Origin of the sequence: Coprococcus sp. AM11-30B, assembly GCF_027674365.1 — a bacterium.
Classification (GTDB): domain Bacteria; phylum Bacillota; class Clostridia; order Lachnospirales; family Lachnospiraceae; genus Allocoprococcus; species Allocoprococcus comes.
Map to the genome: position 1 here is coordinate 66588 of NZ_JAQDVB010000012.1, position 18197 is coordinate 84784.

Annotated in this window: 20 protein-coding genes and 1 pseudogene; 5 read left to right on the plus strand and 16 right to left on the minus strand. The window is 42.5% G+C overall.

Annotation, left to right across the window (positions count from 1 at the left end):
• Genes PGU50_RS09575 through murB form a run of 4 tightly spaced genes read right to left on the minus strand, consistent with a single transcriptional unit; the run spans nucleotide 1 to nucleotide 3024 of the window.
• Nucleotides 1-264, minus strand: a complete 264-nt coding sequence (locus PGU50_RS09575; RefSeq protein ID WP_117558570.1) for an HPr family phosphocarrier protein — start codon at nucleotides 262-264, stop codon at nucleotides 1-3.
• Nucleotides 261-1220, minus strand: coding sequence for a DNA-binding protein WhiA (gene whiA / locus PGU50_RS09580; RefSeq protein ID WP_117823389.1), 960 nt, complete (start codon nucleotides 1218-1220; stop codon nucleotides 261-263). Before whiA ends, PGU50_RS09575 begins: the two co-directional genes overlap by 4 nt.
• Before the next feature lie 8 nt (nucleotides 1221-1228).
• Complete coding sequence (gene rapZ, locus PGU50_RS09585; protein WP_022219977.1) at nucleotides 1229-2110, minus strand: RNase adapter RapZ; 882 nt, start codon at nucleotides 2108-2110, stop codon at nucleotides 1229-1231.
• A 2-nt stretch (nucleotides 2111-2112) separates the two neighbouring features.
• A complete protein-coding gene (gene murB / locus PGU50_RS09590) occupies nucleotides 2113-3024 on the minus strand; it encodes a UDP-N-acetylmuramate dehydrogenase (protein ID WP_117823387.1) in 912 nt (303 codons plus the stop codon).
• A gap of 288 nt (nucleotides 3025-3312) precedes the next feature.
• Between murB and PGU50_RS09595 the strand changes: the two genes are divergently transcribed.
• Together PGU50_RS09595 and pckA are read left to right on the plus strand one after the other, a co-directional pair.
• Complete coding sequence (locus tag PGU50_RS09595) at nucleotides 3313-4605, plus strand: HlyC/CorC family transporter (protein WP_117823385.1); 1293 nt, start codon at nucleotides 3313-3315, stop codon at nucleotides 4603-4605.
• 285 nt (nucleotides 4606-4890) lie between these two features.
• On the plus strand, nucleotides 4891-6495 hold the full coding sequence (gene pckA / locus PGU50_RS09600) for a phosphoenolpyruvate carboxykinase (ATP) (RefSeq protein ID WP_055157751.1): 1605 nt from the start codon (nucleotides 4891-4893) through the stop codon (nucleotides 6493-6495).
• A gap of 416 nt (nucleotides 6496-6911) precedes the next feature.
• Here the strand turns inward: pckA and PGU50_RS09605 are convergent, their stop codons facing one another.
• Complete coding sequence (locus tag PGU50_RS09605) at nucleotides 6912-7601, minus strand: hypothetical protein (protein ID WP_117558564.1); 690 nt, start codon at nucleotides 7599-7601, stop codon at nucleotides 6912-6914.
• 419 nt (nucleotides 7602-8020) lie between these two features.
• Between PGU50_RS09605 and PGU50_RS18230 the strand changes: the two genes are divergently transcribed.
• Together PGU50_RS18230 and PGU50_RS09620 are read left to right on the plus strand one after the other, a co-directional pair.
• Entirely contained in the window at nucleotides 8021-9019 is a 999-nt protein-coding gene (locus PGU50_RS18230; RefSeq protein ID WP_330672487.1) for an N-acetylmuramoyl-L-alanine amidase, read from the plus strand.
• 50 nt (nucleotides 9020-9069) lie between these two features.
• The gene (locus PGU50_RS09620; protein WP_181974553.1) at nucleotides 9070-9378 is read left to right on the plus strand and encodes a hypothetical protein; all 309 of its coding nucleotides are present in this window, start codon (nucleotides 9070-9072) and stop codon (nucleotides 9376-9378) included.
• Between the two features lie 129 nt (nucleotides 9379-9507).
• On the opposite strand, the pseudogene eda reads toward PGU50_RS09620, so the two are convergent.
• The 6 genes and pseudogenes from eda to PGU50_RS09650 all read right to left on the minus strand — a co-directional run.
• Nucleotides 9508-9918: pseudogene (gene eda, locus PGU50_RS09625) on the minus strand (bifunctional 4-hydroxy-2-oxoglutarate aldolase/2-dehydro-3-deoxy-phosphogluconate aldolase); the annotation flags it as partial.
• 279 nt (nucleotides 9919-10197) lie between these two features.
• Complete coding sequence (locus PGU50_RS09630; protein ID WP_243002844.1) at nucleotides 10198-10833, minus strand: YhfC family glutamic-type intramembrane protease; 636 nt, start codon at nucleotides 10831-10833, stop codon at nucleotides 10198-10200.
• A 75-nt stretch (nucleotides 10834-10908) separates the two neighbouring features.
• Nucleotides 10909-11211: a hypothetical protein gene (locus tag PGU50_RS09635; protein ID WP_008121271.1), complete on the minus strand. Its 303-nt coding sequence runs from the start codon at nucleotides 11209-11211 to the stop codon at nucleotides 10909-10911.
• Between the two features lie 9 nt (nucleotides 11212-11220).
• Nucleotides 11221-11427, minus strand: coding sequence for a helix-turn-helix transcriptional regulator (locus PGU50_RS09640; RefSeq protein ID WP_003865061.1), 207 nt, complete (start codon nucleotides 11425-11427; stop codon nucleotides 11221-11223).
• A complete protein-coding gene (locus PGU50_RS09645; protein ID WP_270246815.1) occupies nucleotides 11424-11753 on the minus strand; it encodes a DUF6442 family protein in 330 nt (109 codons plus the stop codon). The genes PGU50_RS09640 and PGU50_RS09645 overlap by 4 nt, the downstream gene beginning before the upstream one ends.
• Before the next feature lie 214 nt (nucleotides 11754-11967).
• A complete protein-coding gene (locus PGU50_RS09650) occupies nucleotides 11968-12414 on the minus strand; it encodes a TnpV protein (RefSeq protein ID WP_173825298.1) in 447 nt (148 codons plus the stop codon).
• A gap of 157 nt (nucleotides 12415-12571) precedes the next feature.
• Here PGU50_RS09650 and PGU50_RS09655 point away from each other — a divergent pair, with 157 nt between their 5' ends.
• Nucleotides 12572-13354: an HAD family hydrolase gene (locus PGU50_RS09655; protein ID WP_118217634.1), complete on the plus strand. Its 783-nt coding sequence runs from the start codon at nucleotides 12572-12574 to the stop codon at nucleotides 13352-13354.
• A 273-nt stretch (nucleotides 13355-13627) separates the two neighbouring features.
• Here PGU50_RS09655 and PGU50_RS09660 read toward each other — a convergent pair whose 3' ends face one another.
• The 5 genes from PGU50_RS09660 to PGU50_RS09680 form a co-directional block, all read right to left on the minus strand.
• Nucleotides 13628-14494 (minus strand): phosphatidylserine decarboxylase, encoded by an 867-nt coding sequence (locus tag PGU50_RS09660; protein WP_270246816.1) that lies wholly within the window; start codon nucleotides 14492-14494, stop codon nucleotides 13628-13630.
• Between the two features lie 96 nt (nucleotides 14495-14590).
• The gene (locus tag PGU50_RS09665) at nucleotides 14591-15232 is read right to left on the minus strand and encodes a CDP-alcohol phosphatidyltransferase family protein (protein ID WP_270246818.1); all 642 of its coding nucleotides are present in this window, start codon (nucleotides 15230-15232) and stop codon (nucleotides 14591-14593) included.
• On the minus strand, nucleotides 15226-16260 hold the full coding sequence (locus PGU50_RS09670; protein WP_055261693.1) for a lysylphosphatidylglycerol synthase transmembrane domain-containing protein: 1035 nt from the start codon (nucleotides 16258-16260) through the stop codon (nucleotides 15226-15228). The genes PGU50_RS09665 and PGU50_RS09670 overlap by 7 nt, the downstream gene beginning before the upstream one ends.
• Nucleotides 16250-16789: a phosphatase PAP2 family protein gene (locus PGU50_RS09675; RefSeq protein WP_242856280.1), complete on the minus strand. Its 540-nt coding sequence runs from the start codon at nucleotides 16787-16789 to the stop codon at nucleotides 16250-16252. The genes PGU50_RS09670 and PGU50_RS09675 overlap by 11 nt, the downstream gene beginning before the upstream one ends.
• 769 nt (nucleotides 16790-17558) lie before the next feature.
• Entirely contained in the window at nucleotides 17559-18146 is a 588-nt protein-coding gene (locus tag PGU50_RS09680) for a methyltransferase domain-containing protein (RefSeq protein WP_117823737.1), read from the minus strand.
• Nucleotides 18147-18197 lie beyond the last annotated feature (51 nt).

An 18197-nucleotide genomic window follows, 5' to 3' on the forward strand; every position in this document is an offset into this window, starting at 1 on the left:
TTATCTGTTCTTAACGTTCACAAGAAACCTTTCAATACCAGCTGCCGCTTCCTTTTCATCTGTTCCGTTCGCAACAACGGTGATTTCCTCTCCCGGCAGCAGTGTCAGACTCATCATCCCCATAATGCTCTTTGCATTGACTTGCTTCTGGTCAACTTCAATATATACCGAACTTGAATACTGACTAGCTTCCTGAACAAGAAGCGCAATCGGTCTGGCGTCTAATCCCTCGGACAATTGAATCTTAACAGGTTTTTTGATCATAATGTTCCTCCTTGCTTAGCCCTTATCTCTTCCGCCATTTCACTTAACTTGCGCAATCTGTGATTCACTCCGGACTTGCCTACCGGATTTTGCAGAAGTGCGCCTAACTCTTTTAAAGATGCCTCCGGATATGTAAGTCTTGTAAGGGCCATGTCCTTCAATCCTTCCGGCAGCTTATCGAGTCCTTTTGTTTCCTCAATATACCTTATATCTTCAATCTGCTTTACAGCAGCGGAAACCGTTTTATTGATATTCGCAGTCTCGCAGTTCACTTTTCGGTTCACCGTATTCCTCATATCTTTCAATATGCGGATATTCTCAAGCTCCATCAGTGACTGATGTGCCTCCATCACATTCAGCACATCCACGATCTGAGCTCCTTCTTTCAGATAAACCACAAGTGTTTTTTTCCTTGATACAATCTTTGCATCCAGAGCAAAGCATCTCATTATCTTCTGAATCTGCTGTGCTTTCCCCATCGACGCACAGACAATTTCAAAATGATAGGACTTCTCCGGGTCGCTCATAGATCCCGATGCAAGAAAAACGCCACGCAAGAAAGCCCGCTTACAGCAAGTTTCCTGAATCACGACATTCTTAACTACAGAAAGCTCTTCTTCCACCTCTCCATAAGGATTGATCAGCTTTGCCGCCTGAAGAACCCTGACAGCATCTTCGTGTTTTTTTACAACTATATAATAGTAGCTGCTGCCTTTTTCCCGGTTCACCCGAATAGCGATATCAACCACTATATTAAACGTTCTTCTCAATAAAGTAAAGCTTTTTCTTGCAACTGCCAGATTTTCCGTATGAATCTTAAGTGCTGCTTGACCTCTGCTGTCGATCATGACAGCCCCGCACATGCTGATGATCGCTGCAAGTTCTGCAATCTGGCAATGCCTTGCCGGACTTAGCTGGCGCGATATTTCTTCTTTAATATTTCCAGAAAAAGACATACTATCACCTATTTTGCTTTCGTAATTGCATCTTTCTCGATATCACGATGCTCTTTTCTTACACCGTACTCTTTTTCTGCCACAGACAGCCGTTCATACAACTCATTGGCAAGTGTCACGGAGCGGTGTTTTCCGCCGGTACATCCGATTGCGATCACAAGCTGGTTCTTTCCTTCTGCGACATAATTCGGAATCAGGAACTCAACCATGTCCACCAGCTTCTTCAGGAATTCTTTTGAAATATCGTTATTCATCACGTAATCCCTGACCGGCTTATCATTGCCACTCTGCGGGCGAAGTTCATCAATATAATACGGATTCGGAAGGAATCTGACATCAAATACCAGATCTGCATCACTCGGAATTCCATATTTAAATCCGAAAGATAACACGGTAATGTAGAGATTTTTGTATTCTTTATTCTCGGCAAAAATACGGTTCAGTTCACTGCGCAGCTCCCTGGTCAGCATCCGGCTTGTATCCAGGATGTAATCTGCCCTTTCTTTTAAAAAGGCAATCTTCTTACGTTCTTTGGCGATCCCGTTCTCAATTCTGCCGCCCTTTGAGAGTGGGTGGTTCCTTCTTGTCTCTTTATATCTTTTCACCAGTGTATCATCATTCGATTCAAGGAAAAGAATCTCCAGTGGTATCTTGGCTTTTTCAAGTTCGTCCAGAACCTGGTCCAGTGCACGCAGATTCTGACCACTGCGGATATCAAGTCCCAGAGCGATCTTCGTGATCTCACCATTTGGAACGATCAAAAGTTCTGTCAGTTTTGTCATTAAAGGAATCGGCATGTTATCCACACAAAAATATCCCATGTCTTCCATCATTTTCAAAGTTGTACTTTTCCCTGCTCCGGACATTCCCGTTACAATTACGAATCTCATCCCTAAAATTCTCCTATTTGTTTCACTTCCGGTTCCATCGTAACACCGGTATCTTCTTTCACTTTCGCTGTTACCTGACGGATCAGCTCCATCACATCAGCCGCTGTCGCATTTCCTTTATTGATCACAAATCCACTGTGCTTTTCAGAAACCTGCGCTCCACCTACTGTAAATCCTTTCAGTCCGCTGTCCTGGATCAGTTTTCCTGCAAAATATCCTTCCGGACGCTTAAAGGTACTGCCTGCACTCGGATACTCCAGCGGCTGCTTCGATACCCGCTTCTGACGTAGGTCATCCATCTGCGCTTTTATTTCTTCTTTTTTGCCTTCTGTAAGCGAAATCACAGCACCCAAAACGATATATCTTTTCTCCGGAATAATGCTTGTACGGTATCCCAGTCCCAGTTCTTCTGCCGGAAGCTCCATGATCTCGCCCTCTTCTGTCATAACCCTGACACTCGTCAGTACATCCTTCATCTCTCCGCCATACGCACCGGCGTTCATCACAACCGCTCCGCCAAGCGTTCCCGGAATACCCGCTGCGAACTCAAATCCGGTCAGTGCTGCATCAAGTGCTGCATTTGCAATCTGCGCAAGCGAACATCCTGCCTGCGCCGTAATCTGATTTCCTTCTACCTGAAATGTTCCCATACTCTTATAAAGCTGGATGATCGCGCCTCTGAAACCTTTGTCTCCAACCAGAAGATTACTTCCATTTCCTACTATATATATAGGTATCAAAAATTTCCGGCACACCCGGACTGCCTCTGCCAGTTCCTTTTCATTCGATGGCATGATAAAATAATCTGCCGGACCACCGATTCGGAAGGTTGTATGCTTCTTCATCGGTTCATCCTTCTGTATTTTGGCTGCATCGACCACATTATACAAACATGTCTCAAAATTCTGTTCCATTCTCTTCTCCTAGTATCTATAAATATTCTATGCCATTCTTCTTTTTTTATTTAACAGGAAATTGCCATTGGACCTCCCGCCAAATAGAAGTTACTACGTGCCAAAGCACGTTTTAATATCATCCTCATATGATGTAAGTGTCAAAAATAAATTTTGGAACTTACATCATATGATACACCAAAAAATATGCAAGTTCAACGCGCTCTTGCAAAATTAAGTGAAATGCGATATAGTAGGGCATAACATAGAAATTTTATCATTATTTTCAAAAAGGAGTGATTTTTAACTGTGGACTCGAGTGTCTCACAAATACTTATTTTGCTAGTCCTGCTGCTCTTATCCGGCATATTTTCGTCAGCCGAGACAGCACTTACAACCTACAACAAAATCCGGATGCGTGCCCTTGCAGACGAGGGTAACAAGCGTGCCAGCGCCGTACTTGCCGTAACTGAGAATTCAGGTAAAATGCTTAGCGCGATCCTCATCGGCAACAACATTGTTAATACTGCGGTAGCTTCCCTTGCCACCACAATCGCATACCGCCTTGGTGGAACCGCCGTCGCGATCGCAAGTGGGCTTATGACGCTTCTCATCATCCTTTTCGGAGAGATTACTCCGAAGACGATGGCAACCATTCATGCTGAGAAGATGTCTCTTTTCTACGCACCGGTTATCAATATTTTTATGAAGATCATGACTCCGATTATCTTCATTGTAAATGGTCTCTCCACCGGTCTTCTGATGCTTCTTCGCATCGATCCGAATGCCAAAGACAATACCATGACCGAAGCTGAACTCCGAAGCGTGGTAAATGTCAGCCATCAGGACGGCGTGATCGAATCGGATGAAAAAGAGATGATCTACAATGTGTTTGATCTCGGTGATGCCATTGCCAAAGACGTCATGGTTCCCCGTGTCAACGTAACTTTTGCTGATATTGACAGCAGTTACGATGAACTGATTGACCTGTTCCGTGAAGACAAATTCACCCGTCTTCCGGTTTACCAGGAGACAAAGGATAATGTTGTCGGAACGATCAATATGAAAGATCTTCTTCTTTATGACAATAAGAAAAGTGAGTTCCAGATTAAAGACATTCTCCGTGAAGCCTACTTCACTTATGAATACAAGAGCATTTCCGAGCTTCTTGTTGAAATGCGCCAGGCCTCATTCAATATCGCAATTGTCCTGGATGAATACGGTGAAACATCCGGTCTGATCACCCTGGAAGATATTCTTGAAGAGATTGTTGGCGAGATCCACGATGAATATGATGAGAATGAAGAAGAAAATATCAAAGCGGTAGGCGAACACGAATATATTATTGAGGGTTCTACTAATCTTGACGATCTCAATGATTCCCTGGAGCTGAATCTGGAATCGGAAGATTATGATTCTCTCGGAGGCTTTATCATCGAAAAGCTGGACCGTCTTCCGAAAGCTGGTGACTCCGTTGTCACCGAAGATGGAATCCGTATGGTCGTAGAAAAGCTCGACAAAAACCGGATTGAGACCGTTCACCTGTATCTTCCGGAGAATTACCGCGAACATCCGTCTGACTCATCGGAAAATGACGATTAAGCAGACCTCCCAGTAAGAAATCCTGACAAATTTTTTCTTTATATTTTGCAGGATATACAACAATTTCAGGGCAGTCCAAAGCGGGCTGCCTTTTCCTTTTGGGATTTCGTTATTTTTTAAACAATTTTTTCAAGAAATATCGGTTTTTTATTGATTTTATTGCGTAATTATGTATAATTATGGTAAATGGGTGAAGAATTTTACTTCATCAGATGATAAAATCTGCGCTCACAGCTTTTATCATTTAACCATTTAACTAGAATTAGGAGAAAGAGGTTAATTGCAATGGCAGAAATCAATTTAAGCAAGTATGGTATTACTGGAACAACAGAAATCGTGCACAACCCTTCTTACGAATTACTGTTTGAAGAAGAAACAAAAGCAGGTCTTGAAGGATTTGAAAAAGGTCAGGTCAGCGAACTTGGTGCTGTGAACGTAATGACAGGTGTATACACCGGACGTTCCCCTAAAGACAAATTCATCGTAGTTGATGAAAACTCTAAAGACACTGTATGGTGGACTTCAGACGAATATAAGAATGACAACCACCCGGCTTCACAGGAAGCATGGGAAGCTGTAAAGGAGATCGCCAAGAAAGAACTTTCTAACAAGAAACTTTATGTAGTAGATGCATTCTGCGGCGCTAACAAAGATACACGTATGGCAATCCGTTTCATCGTTGAAGTTGCCTGGCAGGCTCATTTTGTAACAAACATGTTCATCAAACCAACAGCTGAAGAACTTGAGAACTTCGAGCCTGACTTCGTAGTATACAACGCTTCTAAAGCAAAAGTTGAAAACTACAAAGAACTTGGACTTAACTCTGAAACAGCTGTTTTATTCAATATCACAAGCAAAGAACAGGTTATCGTTAATACATGGTACGGCGGAGAGATGAAGAAAGGTATGTTCTCTATGATGAACTACTACCTCCCACTTAAGGGAATCGCTGCTATGCACTGCTCAGCAAACACTGATCTGAACGGCGAAAACACAGCTATCTTCTTCGGTCTTTCAGGAACAGGTAAAACTACACTTTCTACAGACCCGAAGCGTCTCCTCATCGGTGATGACGAACACGGCTGGGATGACAACGGAGTATTCAACTTTGAAGGTGGATGCTACGCTAAGGTTATCAACCTTGACAAAGAATCTGAACCAGATATCTACAACGCAATCAGACGTGACGCTCTTCTTGAGAACGTAACTCTTGATGCTGAAGGAAAAATTGATTTTGCTGATAAGAGTGTAACAGAAAATACACGTGTATCTTATCCGATTAACCACATTGAAAATATTGTACGTCCGATTTCTTCTGCACCGGCAGCTAAGAATGTAATCTTCCTGTCTGCAGACGCTTTCGGAGTACTTCCACCGGTATCTGTACTGACACCGGAACAGACACAGTACTACTTCCTGTCTGGATTCACAGCTAAGCTTGCCGGTACAGAACGTGGAATCACAGAACCGACACCAACATTCTCTGCTTGCTTCGGACAGGCATTCCTTGAACTGCATCCGACAAAATATGCAGAAGAACTTGTTAAGAAGATGGAAAAGAGCGGAGCAAAAGCTTACCTCGTTAACACAGGATGGAACGGAACAGGAAAACGTATCTCTATCAAAGATACTCGTGGTATCATCGATGCAATCCTGAACGGAGACATCTTAAATGCACCGACCAAGAAAATTCCTTACTTCAACTTCGAAGTACCTACAGAACTTCCGGGCGTTGATTCAGGAATCCTTGATCCTCGCGACACATATGCTGATGCTTCTGAATGGGAAGAAAAAGCTAAGGATCTTGCTGCAAGATTCGTTAAGAACTTCGCTAAATACGAAGGAAATGCTGCTGGTAAAGCACTTGTATCTGCTGGACCGCAGGCTTAAATGCAAAATTAGAAAATGGATGTGGGAGAGTTTCTCCTGCATCCATTTTTTTGTGTATACGATGAGTCAAGTGCAGATTTGTGCTTGCATAAGGATCTGCATTTGGCGAATGTACATCATCGATCTGTCAAGCGAGATGGTGTACAAAGTATGCCAATCGAGTAGGCGTCAGCTTACTCGATTGTGCGAATGGACGAGGGAGAGGCTGCAATAACCTCTCCCTCTGGTTTTTCAAGACAAAACAGAATGGAATGATTTATGAGAAACAGAACCCACAGCCATCTTCGGGCTGTGGGTTCTATTGACTGTTGAAGTTTGTTGGTTGCAGATATTCTTTTCGTACTTTTATAGTATGACGATAGTGTAATATCAACTACATGTATTTATGTAAAATAATTTTTTTCTGCAGTATATTTCTACTTCTCTTCTGGGGGAAGTTCTTCACCGGCTAGTTTTAGGATGTTGCTGATCTCATCTTCGGTGATGCCAGCGAATTCTTCCAGCTCGTCTACGCTGACTTTTCGGCCGAGTTCATCGGAAAGTTTTTTGATCTGTTCATCAAGGTCGTTGACTTTTTCTACCATGCGGTTATCTTGTTTTTTAGTCTCTTCCTGAGATTCAAGAAGTGCCTGCATGCTTTCTTTTGCCATGCTTAAAAGGGCTTCGGTATCATCTGCATGGTCTTCCATGGCGAGCATGAGTCCCATGTTGCCTTCCTGGACGAGATCTCCGATGTAGATATCTGCCCTGTGCATCTCTTTTGCCATGGTGAGGATTGCCGGTAGGAGTTCTTTTAATGGATCCCCATCTCTTAATCCTTTCAGATCCTGCTCGTAAAGGTTTAAATAATCCTGTTCTTCCTGGGTATATCGGATCGGTCCTTCGGTGTTTTCTGCATTTTTGATCGAACCACCAGCTTTGACGTAGCCTTTTACGATTACTTTCTTGGAAAGAAGATAATCAAATACAAGCTCCATCTGTTCTGCTGATAAATTGTCTTCTGCGAAGTAAGCTTCGACTGTGGCTTTGTCTGTGATGTTATTCTGGCTTTCACACAGGGTAAGGATCCCTGAAAGTTTTTCACGAAATTCTAATCTTTCTGCCATATTTTGATTCTCCCGATTCTATAATATATGAATATATTTTTCTTGTTCTTCCGGTCAAGAAAGACAAGAAACGTAATCAACAAACTAATGATTGCTTTCCTGTAGCATATCGCTACAGACTTATCATAACATTATATTTCCTACCTGACAATTTATTTTTCTGCAATATAATGAGGATACCAGGGTCAAAAGGTCAGAAAGCCGATGCATGCTTGCTTACAAGAGGATTTTTGACCTCTTGACCCACCAAAAACATGAGTAAGTAGCCATTTTTCAAAGAAAAATGAGCGAATTACGAATGTTTTTGAGAATTGCGAGAGTGCAAAGCACGCAGCATATTTTTCTTAATCGATTTCTCATTTTCACTTTTCAGGATATCCGACATATATTATATAAAGTTCATTTTTTGAGGTATATCTATGCCTGTATCTATCATGCTCGATGCCGGTCACGGAGGACGTGATCCGGGAGCTGTGTATAATGGTCGCCAGGAAAAGGATGATGTACTGAAGCTGGTGCTTGCGATCGGAGAAATTTTACAAAACAGCGGAATTGATGTGGAATACACACGGACAACGGATATTTATGAGACACCTTTCCAGAAAGCAACAGAGGCAAATGAAGCCGGTGTTGATTTCTTCATATCGATCCACCGGAATTCCGGTCCTCTTGCCAATCAGTACATGGGCGTGGAAAGCCTGATCTATAACCTTTCCGGCATCAAATATGAGATGGCGGAAAATATCAATGCACAGTTGGAGACAGTTGGGTTCAAGGATCTCGGAGTAAAGGCGCGCCCAAATCTGGTTGTCCTTCGCCGTACAAAAATGCCGGCGATTCTGGTCGAAGTCGGTTTTATCAATTCCGATTCTGATAACACAATTTTCGATAAGAACTTCAATGATATTGCGCAGGCAATTGCAGATGGAATCCTGGATACGCTGGAAGAAAAAGGGCTCTGGAAACCAGAAGGCGCAAGAAACAGTTCGACCGCATCGGAATCAGGAAGGACTTCTTCTGACGCAGATACTTCTGCTTCCGTTTCTCCTGCTGACGGTTCTACAAAATCAGATGTTGGTACACTGACAAATTCAGGCTCAGTCCCTGATTCTCCTTGTACGTCAGACTCTGCTCACATGAATCCGTCTGATAAAAATACAGACTCCGAATTTCCTAATTTTTCTCCATCTGTAACCTACAGTGTGCAGGTCGGTGCATTCCGAAATCCGGCGTATGCCAGACGGCTTCTTAATGAACTGACCGAAATGGATTTCCCTGCCCGGATTGATGACAGCAGCCAGTATGACCGGGTTCTGGTCGGTCAGTTCGATGTATTGAATGATGCCGCCATGATGGAACGAAGACTAAAACAGAGCGGATATCCAACTGTGATCGTGAGTTTTTCTGAAGAAGCCTGATTGATTCTGCAAAAAATTCATACATTAGCTTCCATGATTTTCTTCTTCTTTTGCTGACCATGGAAGATGACTGTTTAAGGGAAGAACTTTACCATTTTTTCGGACGCTCCGATGAAACACCATCAAAAGCTGCTTTTTATCGCCAACGTACAAAATTAAAAGATGGTGCATTATGGGAACTTTTGCAGATTTTTAACCAGAAGCTTAAACCTACTCTATACAGGAACCGTTATCGTTTGGTTGCTTGTGACGGTTCTGTTGCTGATATTTTCCGTGATGAAAAAGATACAGAAACTTATTTTGAACCAAACAATAAATCTCCCAGAGGTTTTAATCATATCCACATCAATGCACTTTAAGCCAAGTAAAAAGAACAGAAAAGATTCTCAGATACCAAAATCTTTTCTGTTCTTTTTTGTATATTATAAAGGATAGATTAGTACCTCCTCAGAGGTCATGTGTTCCCCTTGATAAAAGGGCTCAGTTCATTAAGGGCGAATGCTCTTTGCCAGTTCTTTCGCTTCTTTTGTCAGATTACAGATTTTCTCGAATTCGCCGTTTTGGATCAGATCTGCTTTTACCATCCAGCTTCCGCCGCAGCAGATGATCTTGTCAAATCCCAGATAATCTTTCAGATTCTGTGTTCCGATTCTACCTGTCGGCATAAAACGGAGCTGATTGTATGGTGCTGCCATTGCTTTGATCATAGCCACTCCACCTGCAGGTTCTGCCGGAAAGAATTTAACTACTTTCAGTCCTCTTTTTACTGCCTGTGCCACTTCGGATGGTGTCACACATCCCGGGAAGATCGGAATTTCTTTTTCCAGACAGTAATTTACGATTTCAGGATCGAATCCAGGACTTACGATGAATTTTGCTCCTGCCTTAACAACAGCATTTCTCATAGAATCCGTTTTCCTTGAGTTTCTCTAAGTTTTCTCCAAGCCTGTAAACGAACCTGTCTATCAGTTCCTTGATAAAAAATGCGCTGAAAGAAAACCATACCTTGTTTACATGACCGCTGGTACCTTTCTAAGCCTTTCAAAAAAGCACATAAGTTATTTGTACTAACCTGTGGTTATGTATTGAATTATGGGTTTTGGGTAACAAAAAACACCGTATTTCTACGGTGTGTTCTGTCAGATATATTCTGTTTTATGATAGCAGAAAACTGGAATTCACAGTTCTTCCATCCTTCCCATCTTCAGCGCCATAACAAGAGTTCCGGCTGCCATCACAAAGACACCAATTTCAATCACATAGATGGGAAGAAGCGCCGGACCTGCCACGGCAAAGAAGTCCACGATAAAATGAATCCCATATGCAAGAACCGCTGTAAAAGCCGCTGTCCTGCATTTGCCTGCCTTTACCGCCCGGTAGATCAGCAGTGACAACCCGATATGCAGAATGATTGCACTGATTCTTTCGATTCCGCTTACAAAAAAGAGTGGTGCCGGTGTTGTCCATAGGGCCGACAGCTGTGACACGGTCTGGTTTGCAGACTCAGCAGGAAGTGCCGCCAGCGTATTCTGCATGGCTCCGCTGTTGATCATCAGCATGGACACAAGATTGCTGATTCCGGAGAGTCCTCCGATCAGAATGGCCTCCACACCGCCATGCCCGATTCCATACATCAGTGCATTTGGAAAATCCAGCCATTTCTTCATCCAGAACTTCATGGCAATCAGTCTTCCGGTCTCTTCAAAAACCGCTGCAGCCAAAGCCGCGTACACATAGTAAAGCCATGGCCTGCTCTGTGCGTTCAGTCCGCAGAACTGAATGACAAGAACATGCAGCTGTTGCTCCAACAGCATGGCAAACAGCAGATAACTCCCGCTATCGCCAGACCTGATATTGTGTTCAATTCCATCTTTATACCTCCCTGATTCTCAAAAAATTCCTTTATTGTATTTGAACTGTCCATACAATATAAAGCCTAATCCGACAATAACTGCTGGAAGAATGATATAATCTATAATTATTTCACTCCAAAACGAAACAATAAAACCTAATACAAGAGATATTCCTATAATCAGCGTTCCTGTGCCGACTGTTTTTCCATACTTTGGTATATCTTCTTCCTTTACTTTTCGCCTGTTATAAGAGTGAATTGTGCTGATATTGCCTTTGATATTTACAATTCCCACAACAGATATGAACACTCCCAAAATCAACATTATAATATTTTCCATAATGACCTCCTAAAAATAGAATAGTTCCTCAAATTTTTTGTCCAATGCAATACAAAGAATTAGAGCCAATTTTGCAGTTGGATTAAACTGTCCTGTTTCAATAGAACTAATGGTATTTCTTGATACCCCTACCATTTCTGCAAGCTGAGCTTGAGAAAGATTTGCTTCTGTGCGAACTTCCTTTAAGTGATTTTTCAGTTGTAATTGTTCTTTCATATTCTCACCTCTAAAAGATGGCTAACAAATCCAACAAATGCCAAAATGGAAAGCACAAAAAACAGAACAGTCAAGAGCAAATCGCTCTTTCGCTTCATTTTGATAAAACGAACTAACCATTGTGTTGCAATAATGCTGAAGTATATAACCCACGGACTGTAAATCATAGTATGAGCAAGCACAGAAGATAACAGCGAAAGCAAACAACACACTAAAGCACCAACTCTGCTTGCGTGACTTCCGGCTTGATATACCACTTCCATTTCAGCCAAGTCCTTATTGCGATGTTCTTTTCTGCTTGCATTTAAGATTTCGTCCTTTTTCATAAAAACACCTCCACACCAAGTTTTCTTTGCATATTTTAATTATACACACGCCAAGTTTTCTTGTCAATAGAGTCCATAAAAAAGTTACAACCGATATAAGAGATAACTTTTCTACCACTTCGATTATACTCACAACTTAATGACTTCTTGAATACTTGCCGAAAAAGAAAAACTGCCATCGGTTTGACAGCAGTTCTTCTTCGGTTGGTATCCGTTAGGAATACACAATATCATTCAATACAATCTCATCGGCACAGGCTCGAATGTTATTCATTAATCCTATCCATCTCATCATATCCGTTGCTTTTCTGCACGCCCAGGTTACAATCTCCGGTTCGATCATCAGACGTACATCAAACAGATCCAGTGCCAACCGATAACGGTCCTCCACATTTCCAAACCCGAGAACATCATTTTCCATATAAATGGTACTGATGACATAAGTTCCGTCTCCTCTGCGCACTTCCAGCACGCCTCTTGTGACCAGCCCTTTAACCGCCCCTCTTACCGTACTTCGTCCAACTTCAAATAATTCTGTCAGTTCACCTTCAGTAGGTATCCTCTCTCCTATTTTTACCGGTTTATCCAGAATATATTTCATCAGTCGATCCTCTGTCTTCTGTCCCAGTGTCCGTTTTACATCTTTTCCGCTTTGCTGCATTTCGTCACCTCCTGCTTATCCGCTTTCTCAAATTTTAGCATTTGTTTTTTCTCTTTTCAGCTCTGCATTGCCTGCCCTTCTCATTTTTGCTATACTGTCAATGTAGTTTTACGCCATAGTTTCCGGCGTATCATTATTTTGACTCAGGAGGAAATTTATGATCAAATTAGTTGCAAGTGATCTGGACGGCACTCTGCTTCACAACTATCAGCAGACTGTGCCGAAAGAAATATATGATACGATTAAAGCACTTCATGAAAAAGGAATCATCTTCACTGCCGCAAGCGGACGCCAGTATGCCAATATCCGCAGGCTTTTCGCTCCTCTCGGCTTTGACATTCCATATATCGCTGAAAATGGTTCCATGTGCGTCTATAAAGAAGAGGTACTCGCCACCGGTCTGACCCCATCCAAAACCATCCGGCATATTCTGGATGCCCTGATGGACTACCGGAAGATCTATCACACCGGACACTGTATCCTTTCTGTAAAAGATACTTATTACAGCGACTCAACCGATGAACGTTTCATTGATTATATGGAAAATGATATGCATAACATCGTTACCTACGTGCCGGATCTGTATGCGATCAAAGAACCGATCATCAAAGCAGCCATCTGTGATTTTGGTGGCACAAAGAATCTGGAACCCTTCTTCCACAAAAGGATCGGGGATGAAATCCGCGTTGTAACTTCTGCGGATCACTGGATTGATTTTATTGCGCCAAATGCAAATAAAGGAACGGCACTGAAAGTTCTAATGGAAAAATTCGGGATCAAAAAAGAGGAATGCATCTGCTTCGGAGACCAGCAGAATGATATCGAGATGCTGAAAGCTGCTGGAACAGCGTATGTCATGGCAACCGGCCACCCTCTCGCCAAAAAGGCGGCAGATTACGTTGTGGAATCACCTTTGCCGGTGATGCAGGGGTTGTTGTAGAGTGAAAATGGGGACGCTGCAGCTAAATAATTTTCTGAAACGAACAGCGCAGCTGAATGTTTCCGTCTTAACGGCATTTGAGACTTTTAGGGAATCTTAGGTTTTGAGAAGATGCGTTAGGGGAAGAAATCCACACTGTCTGAGCGACAGCGAGTTTGTGGATTTCTTCCCCTGTTTTTAGCATCTTTTCAAAATTTTAGAGTCCCTTAATGCCTCAATCCTGTCCGGCAAGATAGAAACATTCAGCTGCGCGTCCCTTTTGAACCAGCAAGCCTATATAACTCCCCCTATGCGTTCTCCCATCTTCACAATGGTTTCTGCTCCCTGCAACGTGTTTCGGATCAGATCACTGTCTGGCAAGACTTTATCTGGCTCCAGGAGCAGCACAACCGTTGAACCTCCGAATTCAAATCTTCCTTTTTCTTCGCCGCGTTTTACCTGGCAGCGTTCTTTTTTATAATTTCGGATCTTTCCGACCATCAGTGCACCGACTTCCATCATCAGGACGGTGCCGAGTTTTTCATTTTTTACAAGACAGTATTCTCTGCTGTTCATTTTGTAGATCGGGCAGATATCATTTGCAATCGGATTTACAGTGTGAAAAATTCCCGGAATCCTTCTCTGATAGGTCTTTTCTCCATCCGCCACGTAGCAGTATCTGTGGTAATCGTCTACTGTAAGACGGATCACTACCGCCCAGCCTCCCATATAATGTCTGGCAAGCTTTGCATCGCGAATGAGGCTGTGGGTTGTATATGGTGTATGTTTAATGAAGAATCGTCCGTTTTCGTGAATTGGATAGACACTCACTTTCCCGTCACATGGACTGATCAGTACCGTATCTTCCCTGTTAACCGGACGCTCTTCCGCTTTTATTTTTCTCGTGAAAAAATCATTGTAAGAATCGAATTTCTGCTTCTCATATTTGTCCGGATCAATCCCGTGGAACTTTGCAAACGGTCCGGCAAATACAGCCGAAATCTTCGTATTCAGCAGCTTTCCACCAAGTCTGGATACTGCCGGTAAAAGAAGTGGACGCATCAGAATTCTGGTTGCCGCATGGGTATAAGCAAATTTTAAAAGCTTATCCTGTCCGGTTGTCTTTTTGATCCGATGTCCTTCTCTGTCCATGTAATCCATTTTTCTACCTCCTGTCCGCCTTATCCATGCCTGATAATGTAGCTGTCAGGCAGATCTCAGCCCTTCATTTTGCTGCCTGCTCATAACCTGGTTTCATTACATCATACTCATATAACGCATATAGTGCCGAACCAGAATAGCGATCACTGCCATTGCCACAACAGCTACAATCGCACCCATGGTCACATTTTTCGGCTTTTTCAGTTTGAAATTGGTGATAAACAAAATGCCGACCACCAGCATGACCACATGAAGCGCAAGCATAAATTCACAACCTAAAAATGGTTTTAAGACAACCACAAGCGGAAGTGCGATTGCCATCGAAGTGATCGGAAGTCCCTGGTAGCATTCTCTCTTCTCTGAGGTTTCTTCCTGCCGCTGTTCTTCCATTACATTGAACCATGCAAGGCGGATCAGACCTGCAAGCACATAGAACATCAGGATTGCCACACCGATCACTCCACGCATTCCAAAGCAGTAACAAAGAACAGCCGGTGAAGCTCCGAAGCAGACGATATCACTTAAAGAATCAATCTGGATCCCAAAACGCTTTTCCACCTCTGTCCGGTTCTTTTTCGTCCGTGCGATCTTTCCATCGAACATATCACAAAGCCCGGAGATTGCAAGACACATGACACCCAGGTGCAGATGCCCGTTCACTGCAAACATCATTCCTCCGACCGATACCATCAAGCTGACATATGTAAGTACTACCGTATAATCATAAACCCCTAACATTCTATCTCCCTCTTTCTTCCAATTGTAAAGTTTGCTACGATCGTAAGCAGGGCGCTCAGCCCCAGTTCTGTATAATATCCAAGCCCACGGCTCAGGATCATTCCCGGCAAAAGAAGCCGTTTTCCGAATACCGGAATAAAAATCATGGTAAATAATTTTTCACTGATTCCCATACCTCCCGGCAGAGGAAGCATATCTACCGATACCGCAATGACCGCCTGCAGTGTAATGACTGCGACTGCTTTTGCACCACCAAGTCCAAATGCCTTATATACAAACCATGTAGCCGTAAACAGCGCAAACCGCTGGAACATGGTGATTGCAAATACATTCACGATTACCTGCTTGTGCTCCTTCAGAAAAACTGCTGTATCCCGGTACTGGTCCATTGATGCATTCAGCTTTTCAATACGCGCTTCCTTATGGCGTAGAAAGTGCAGCTTTTCAAGCAGTGCCATTCCTCTTACCAGGATTTCTCTTGCAAGCCGCGGATGAAACACCAGCACCAGCATCGCCGTCACGCAGAAAACGTTCAGAGCTGTCCCCAGATAAAAGATATGCCGGATACTCCAGAGATACTTATGGATAAATCCCTGTCCGAACAGTACCAGCCACAATCCGACAACCACCAGTACCAGTTTATAAGTGATCGTAACGATCATCAGCACCAGCGTTGAAACCGGTATTGGTATCTTTTCTTTTTTCATATAATAAATCTGTGCCGGCTGTCCTCCAGATGCCGAAGGTGTGATACAGCTGAAGAAGAATCCAACCGATGAAAACAAAAAACATGTCCATTTTTTCAGCCGGATTTTCAGTGTCCGCATCATATAATAGATAATGATCGATTCTCCCCAGATAAAAACCACAACACAGATCACTCCCGGAATCAGCCATAATACATTGACCTGCCCCAGGATCTTCACAATCTCACCAATATCTTCCCCATGAAATACGCCATACATTGTACCGGCAAATACCACCAGCAAAAATATGACATTGAAGATCGTCTTCTTTTTATTTTCCATCTCTCTTCATTCCTGTCCAGTTTCCAAGTTTATTTGCTATTTTTTCTGTCAGACGCCGATAGATCTGCCATCCATTTGTCCGTCTGCTGATCTGCCAGGTTACTTCTGCAAGAAGAATTCCTGCTACTGCATCCTGCCATACATGCTGCCTAAGCGCCAGTGTCGAAATCACAACCAGTACCGTCATCAGGACTGAAAAAGCTTTATACCAGTTGGGAATCTTCCGATTCTTCCTGACCGCAATATAGCTGAACCAGCTTGCCATGCAGTGAATGGACGGAAACAGGTTGATCGGCTTATCAACCGTATACAGAAACCGTACTGCCTGCGTCCAGATATCCGTCCCTGTCAGAACCGGTCTCGTATTCGTGGTCGGATAAAAAATAAAGCACAGCATACATACCAGCCGCGCATAAAAATCCGCAGTAAAAAACCGGTATTTCACTTTCTCCTCCCGCATCGATGCCATGAAATAGTTCACTACCCAGAAAAGATAACAGCCAAAATAAATAATAATAAACTGTGGCATAAAAGGAATCACTTCATCCGCCGGACCAGAAAGATTATGAGTCTTGATTCCCGTCCGTAATAGTGGCACTCCCCAGTATACCACAGCATTCATACAAAATGTAATAATAAGTGGAATTATAGTTTTTATTTTCTTCATACAATCTATACTATACATAAATAAAAAAATAGCAATAGTCTTTCACAATTCTTAAAGAAAAAAGTTCTGTCTCTTAAGAAAACAGAACTTTTTTCTTTTATATTTCTTTATTTTTACAGAACCTTTGACAGGAATTCCTTTAAACGCTCATCCTTAGGATTTGCAAAGAACTCCACAGTTTTGCAGTAACATACGTTCGCTTATTGCTTGAAAGCCTTTTGTTTACTGAGTTTGACGGGTGTTTTATATCCATTTAGCTGCAAAAGTCAGGTTATATGATAGGATATTGAGACCTATTTTGCAAGAGAATTTGGAAAAGTTAGATTTTTCACAAAACAATTGTACATAAATGGAGAAAAGTTCCGAAAAATTGTTCGTGGTAGGTAGACAAGTTTGTATTATTTCCTATAATTAAAGGAAATCTTTGTGAATCATTTTTGCATGAAAAGGAATATTATAATGGTTTCTTTGCGTTAATTGCAGAGGACATAATATACTCACCAATAGAGAGCGAGCGGCCCCATTTTTCTTCGTATTCCCGAGAGACTGGTTTTGTGACAATATTAATATCTATAAAGCCGGCAGCTTTTATTATTTTTTCTAAATCTTCAACCGAAGAAGCACCAGACACTCAACAAGAATGCATTGCTTCATCATTTTGCATTTCCGGTGTCAGTTCTTTCATGATTACGATGTCGCAGATGGAAATGCGACCACCAGGCTTCAGTGCGCGAAGAATTTCGCGATAAACTCTTGGTTTGTTGTCAGACATATTAATGACACAATTAGAAATACAGACATCAGCAGTGTTGTCGGCAATGGGGAGGTTTTCGATTTCTCCCAAGCGAAATTCTACATTCCGTATTCGATTTTCTTTCGCAATTTTACGTGCACGGGACAACATTTCCGGAGTCATATCAACACCAATGGCACGACCACGGCGACCGACGACTTTTCCGGCGATGAAACAATCAAGGCCAGCGCCGCTCCCGAGATCCAGGACGATTTCACCGGGCTGGATATCTGCTTTACGGTGCGGATTACCACATCCAAGTCCAAGATTTGATTCAACTGGAGCAAGTGCCAGATCATCAGGGGTATAACCAACACTGGATGACATGGTTTCCGAAGAAGAGTTTCCAGATAAAATTGTTGCGTTTGTTTCCTCTAAGGCTATTTTGCCATAGTCATTTCTGACAATATCATGTATTTCTTTCATAAAAATCTCACTTTCATATTACCTTTGTATGTTTTAGCATATCAGATTTAC

Bases quoted from the DNA above. Each gene is read 5' to 3' on its own strand.
- PGU50_RS09575 (WP_117558570.1), bottom strand. From the start codon at position 264: ATGATCAAAAAACCTGTTAAGATTCAATTGTCCGAGGGATTAGACGCC.
- whiA (WP_117823389.1), bottom strand. From the start codon at position 1,220: ATGTCTTTTTCTGGAAATATTAAAGAAGAAATATCGCGCCAGCTAAGT.
- rapZ (WP_022219977.1), bottom strand. From the start codon at position 2,110: ATGAGATTCGTAATTGTAACGGGAATGTCCGGAGCAGGGAAAAGTACA.
- murB (WP_117823387.1), bottom strand. From the start codon at position 3,024: ATGGAACAGAATTTTGAGACATGTTTGTATAATGTGGTCGATGCAGCC.
- pckA (WP_055157751.1), top strand. From the start codon at position 4,891: ATGGCAGAAATCAATTTAAGCAAGTATGGTATTACTGGAACAACAGAA.
- PGU50_RS09605 (WP_117558564.1), bottom strand. From the start codon at position 7,601: ATGGCAGAAAGATTAGAATTTCGTGAAAAACTTTCAGGGATCCTTACC.
- PGU50_RS18230 (WP_330672487.1), top strand. From the start codon at position 8,021: ATGCCTGTATCTATCATGCTCGATGCCGGTCACGGAGGACGTGATCCG.
- PGU50_RS09630 (WP_243002844.1), bottom strand. From the start codon at position 10,833: ATGCTGTTGGAGCAACAGCTGCATGTTCTTGTCATTCAGTTCTGCGGA.
- PGU50_RS09635 (WP_008121271.1), bottom strand. From the start codon at position 11,211: ATGGAAAATATTATAATGTTGATTTTGGGAGTGTTCATATCTGTTGTG.
- PGU50_RS09640 (WP_003865061.1), bottom strand. From the start codon at position 11,427: ATGAAAGAACAATTACAACTGAAAAATCACTTAAAGGAAGTTCGCACA.
- PGU50_RS09645 (WP_270246815.1), bottom strand. From the start codon at position 11,753: ATGAAAAAGGACGAAATCTTAAATGCAAGCAGAAAAGAACATCGCAAT.
- PGU50_RS09650 (WP_173825298.1), bottom strand. From the start codon at position 12,414: ATGCAGCAAAGCGGAAAAGATGTAAAACGGACACTGGGACAGAAGACA.
- PGU50_RS09655 (WP_118217634.1), top strand. From the start codon at position 12,572: ATGATCAAATTAGTTGCAAGTGATCTGGACGGCACTCTGCTTCACAAC.
- PGU50_RS09660 (WP_270246816.1), bottom strand. From the start codon at position 14,494: ATGGATTACATGGACAGAGAAGGACATCGGATCAAAAAGACAACCGGA.
- PGU50_RS09665 (WP_270246818.1), bottom strand. From the start codon at position 15,232: ATGTTAGGGGTTTATGATTATACGGTAGTACTTACATATGTCAGCTTG.
- PGU50_RS09670 (WP_055261693.1), bottom strand. From the start codon at position 16,260: ATGGAAAATAAAAAGAAGACGATCTTCAATGTCATATTTTTGCTGGTG.
- PGU50_RS09675 (WP_242856280.1), bottom strand. From the start codon at position 16,789: ATGCCACAGTTTATTATTATTTATTTTGGCTGTTATCTTTTCTGGGTA.
- PGU50_RS09680 (WP_117823737.1), bottom strand. From the start codon at position 18,146: ATGAAAGAAATACATGATATTGTCAGAAATGACTATGGCAAAATAGCC.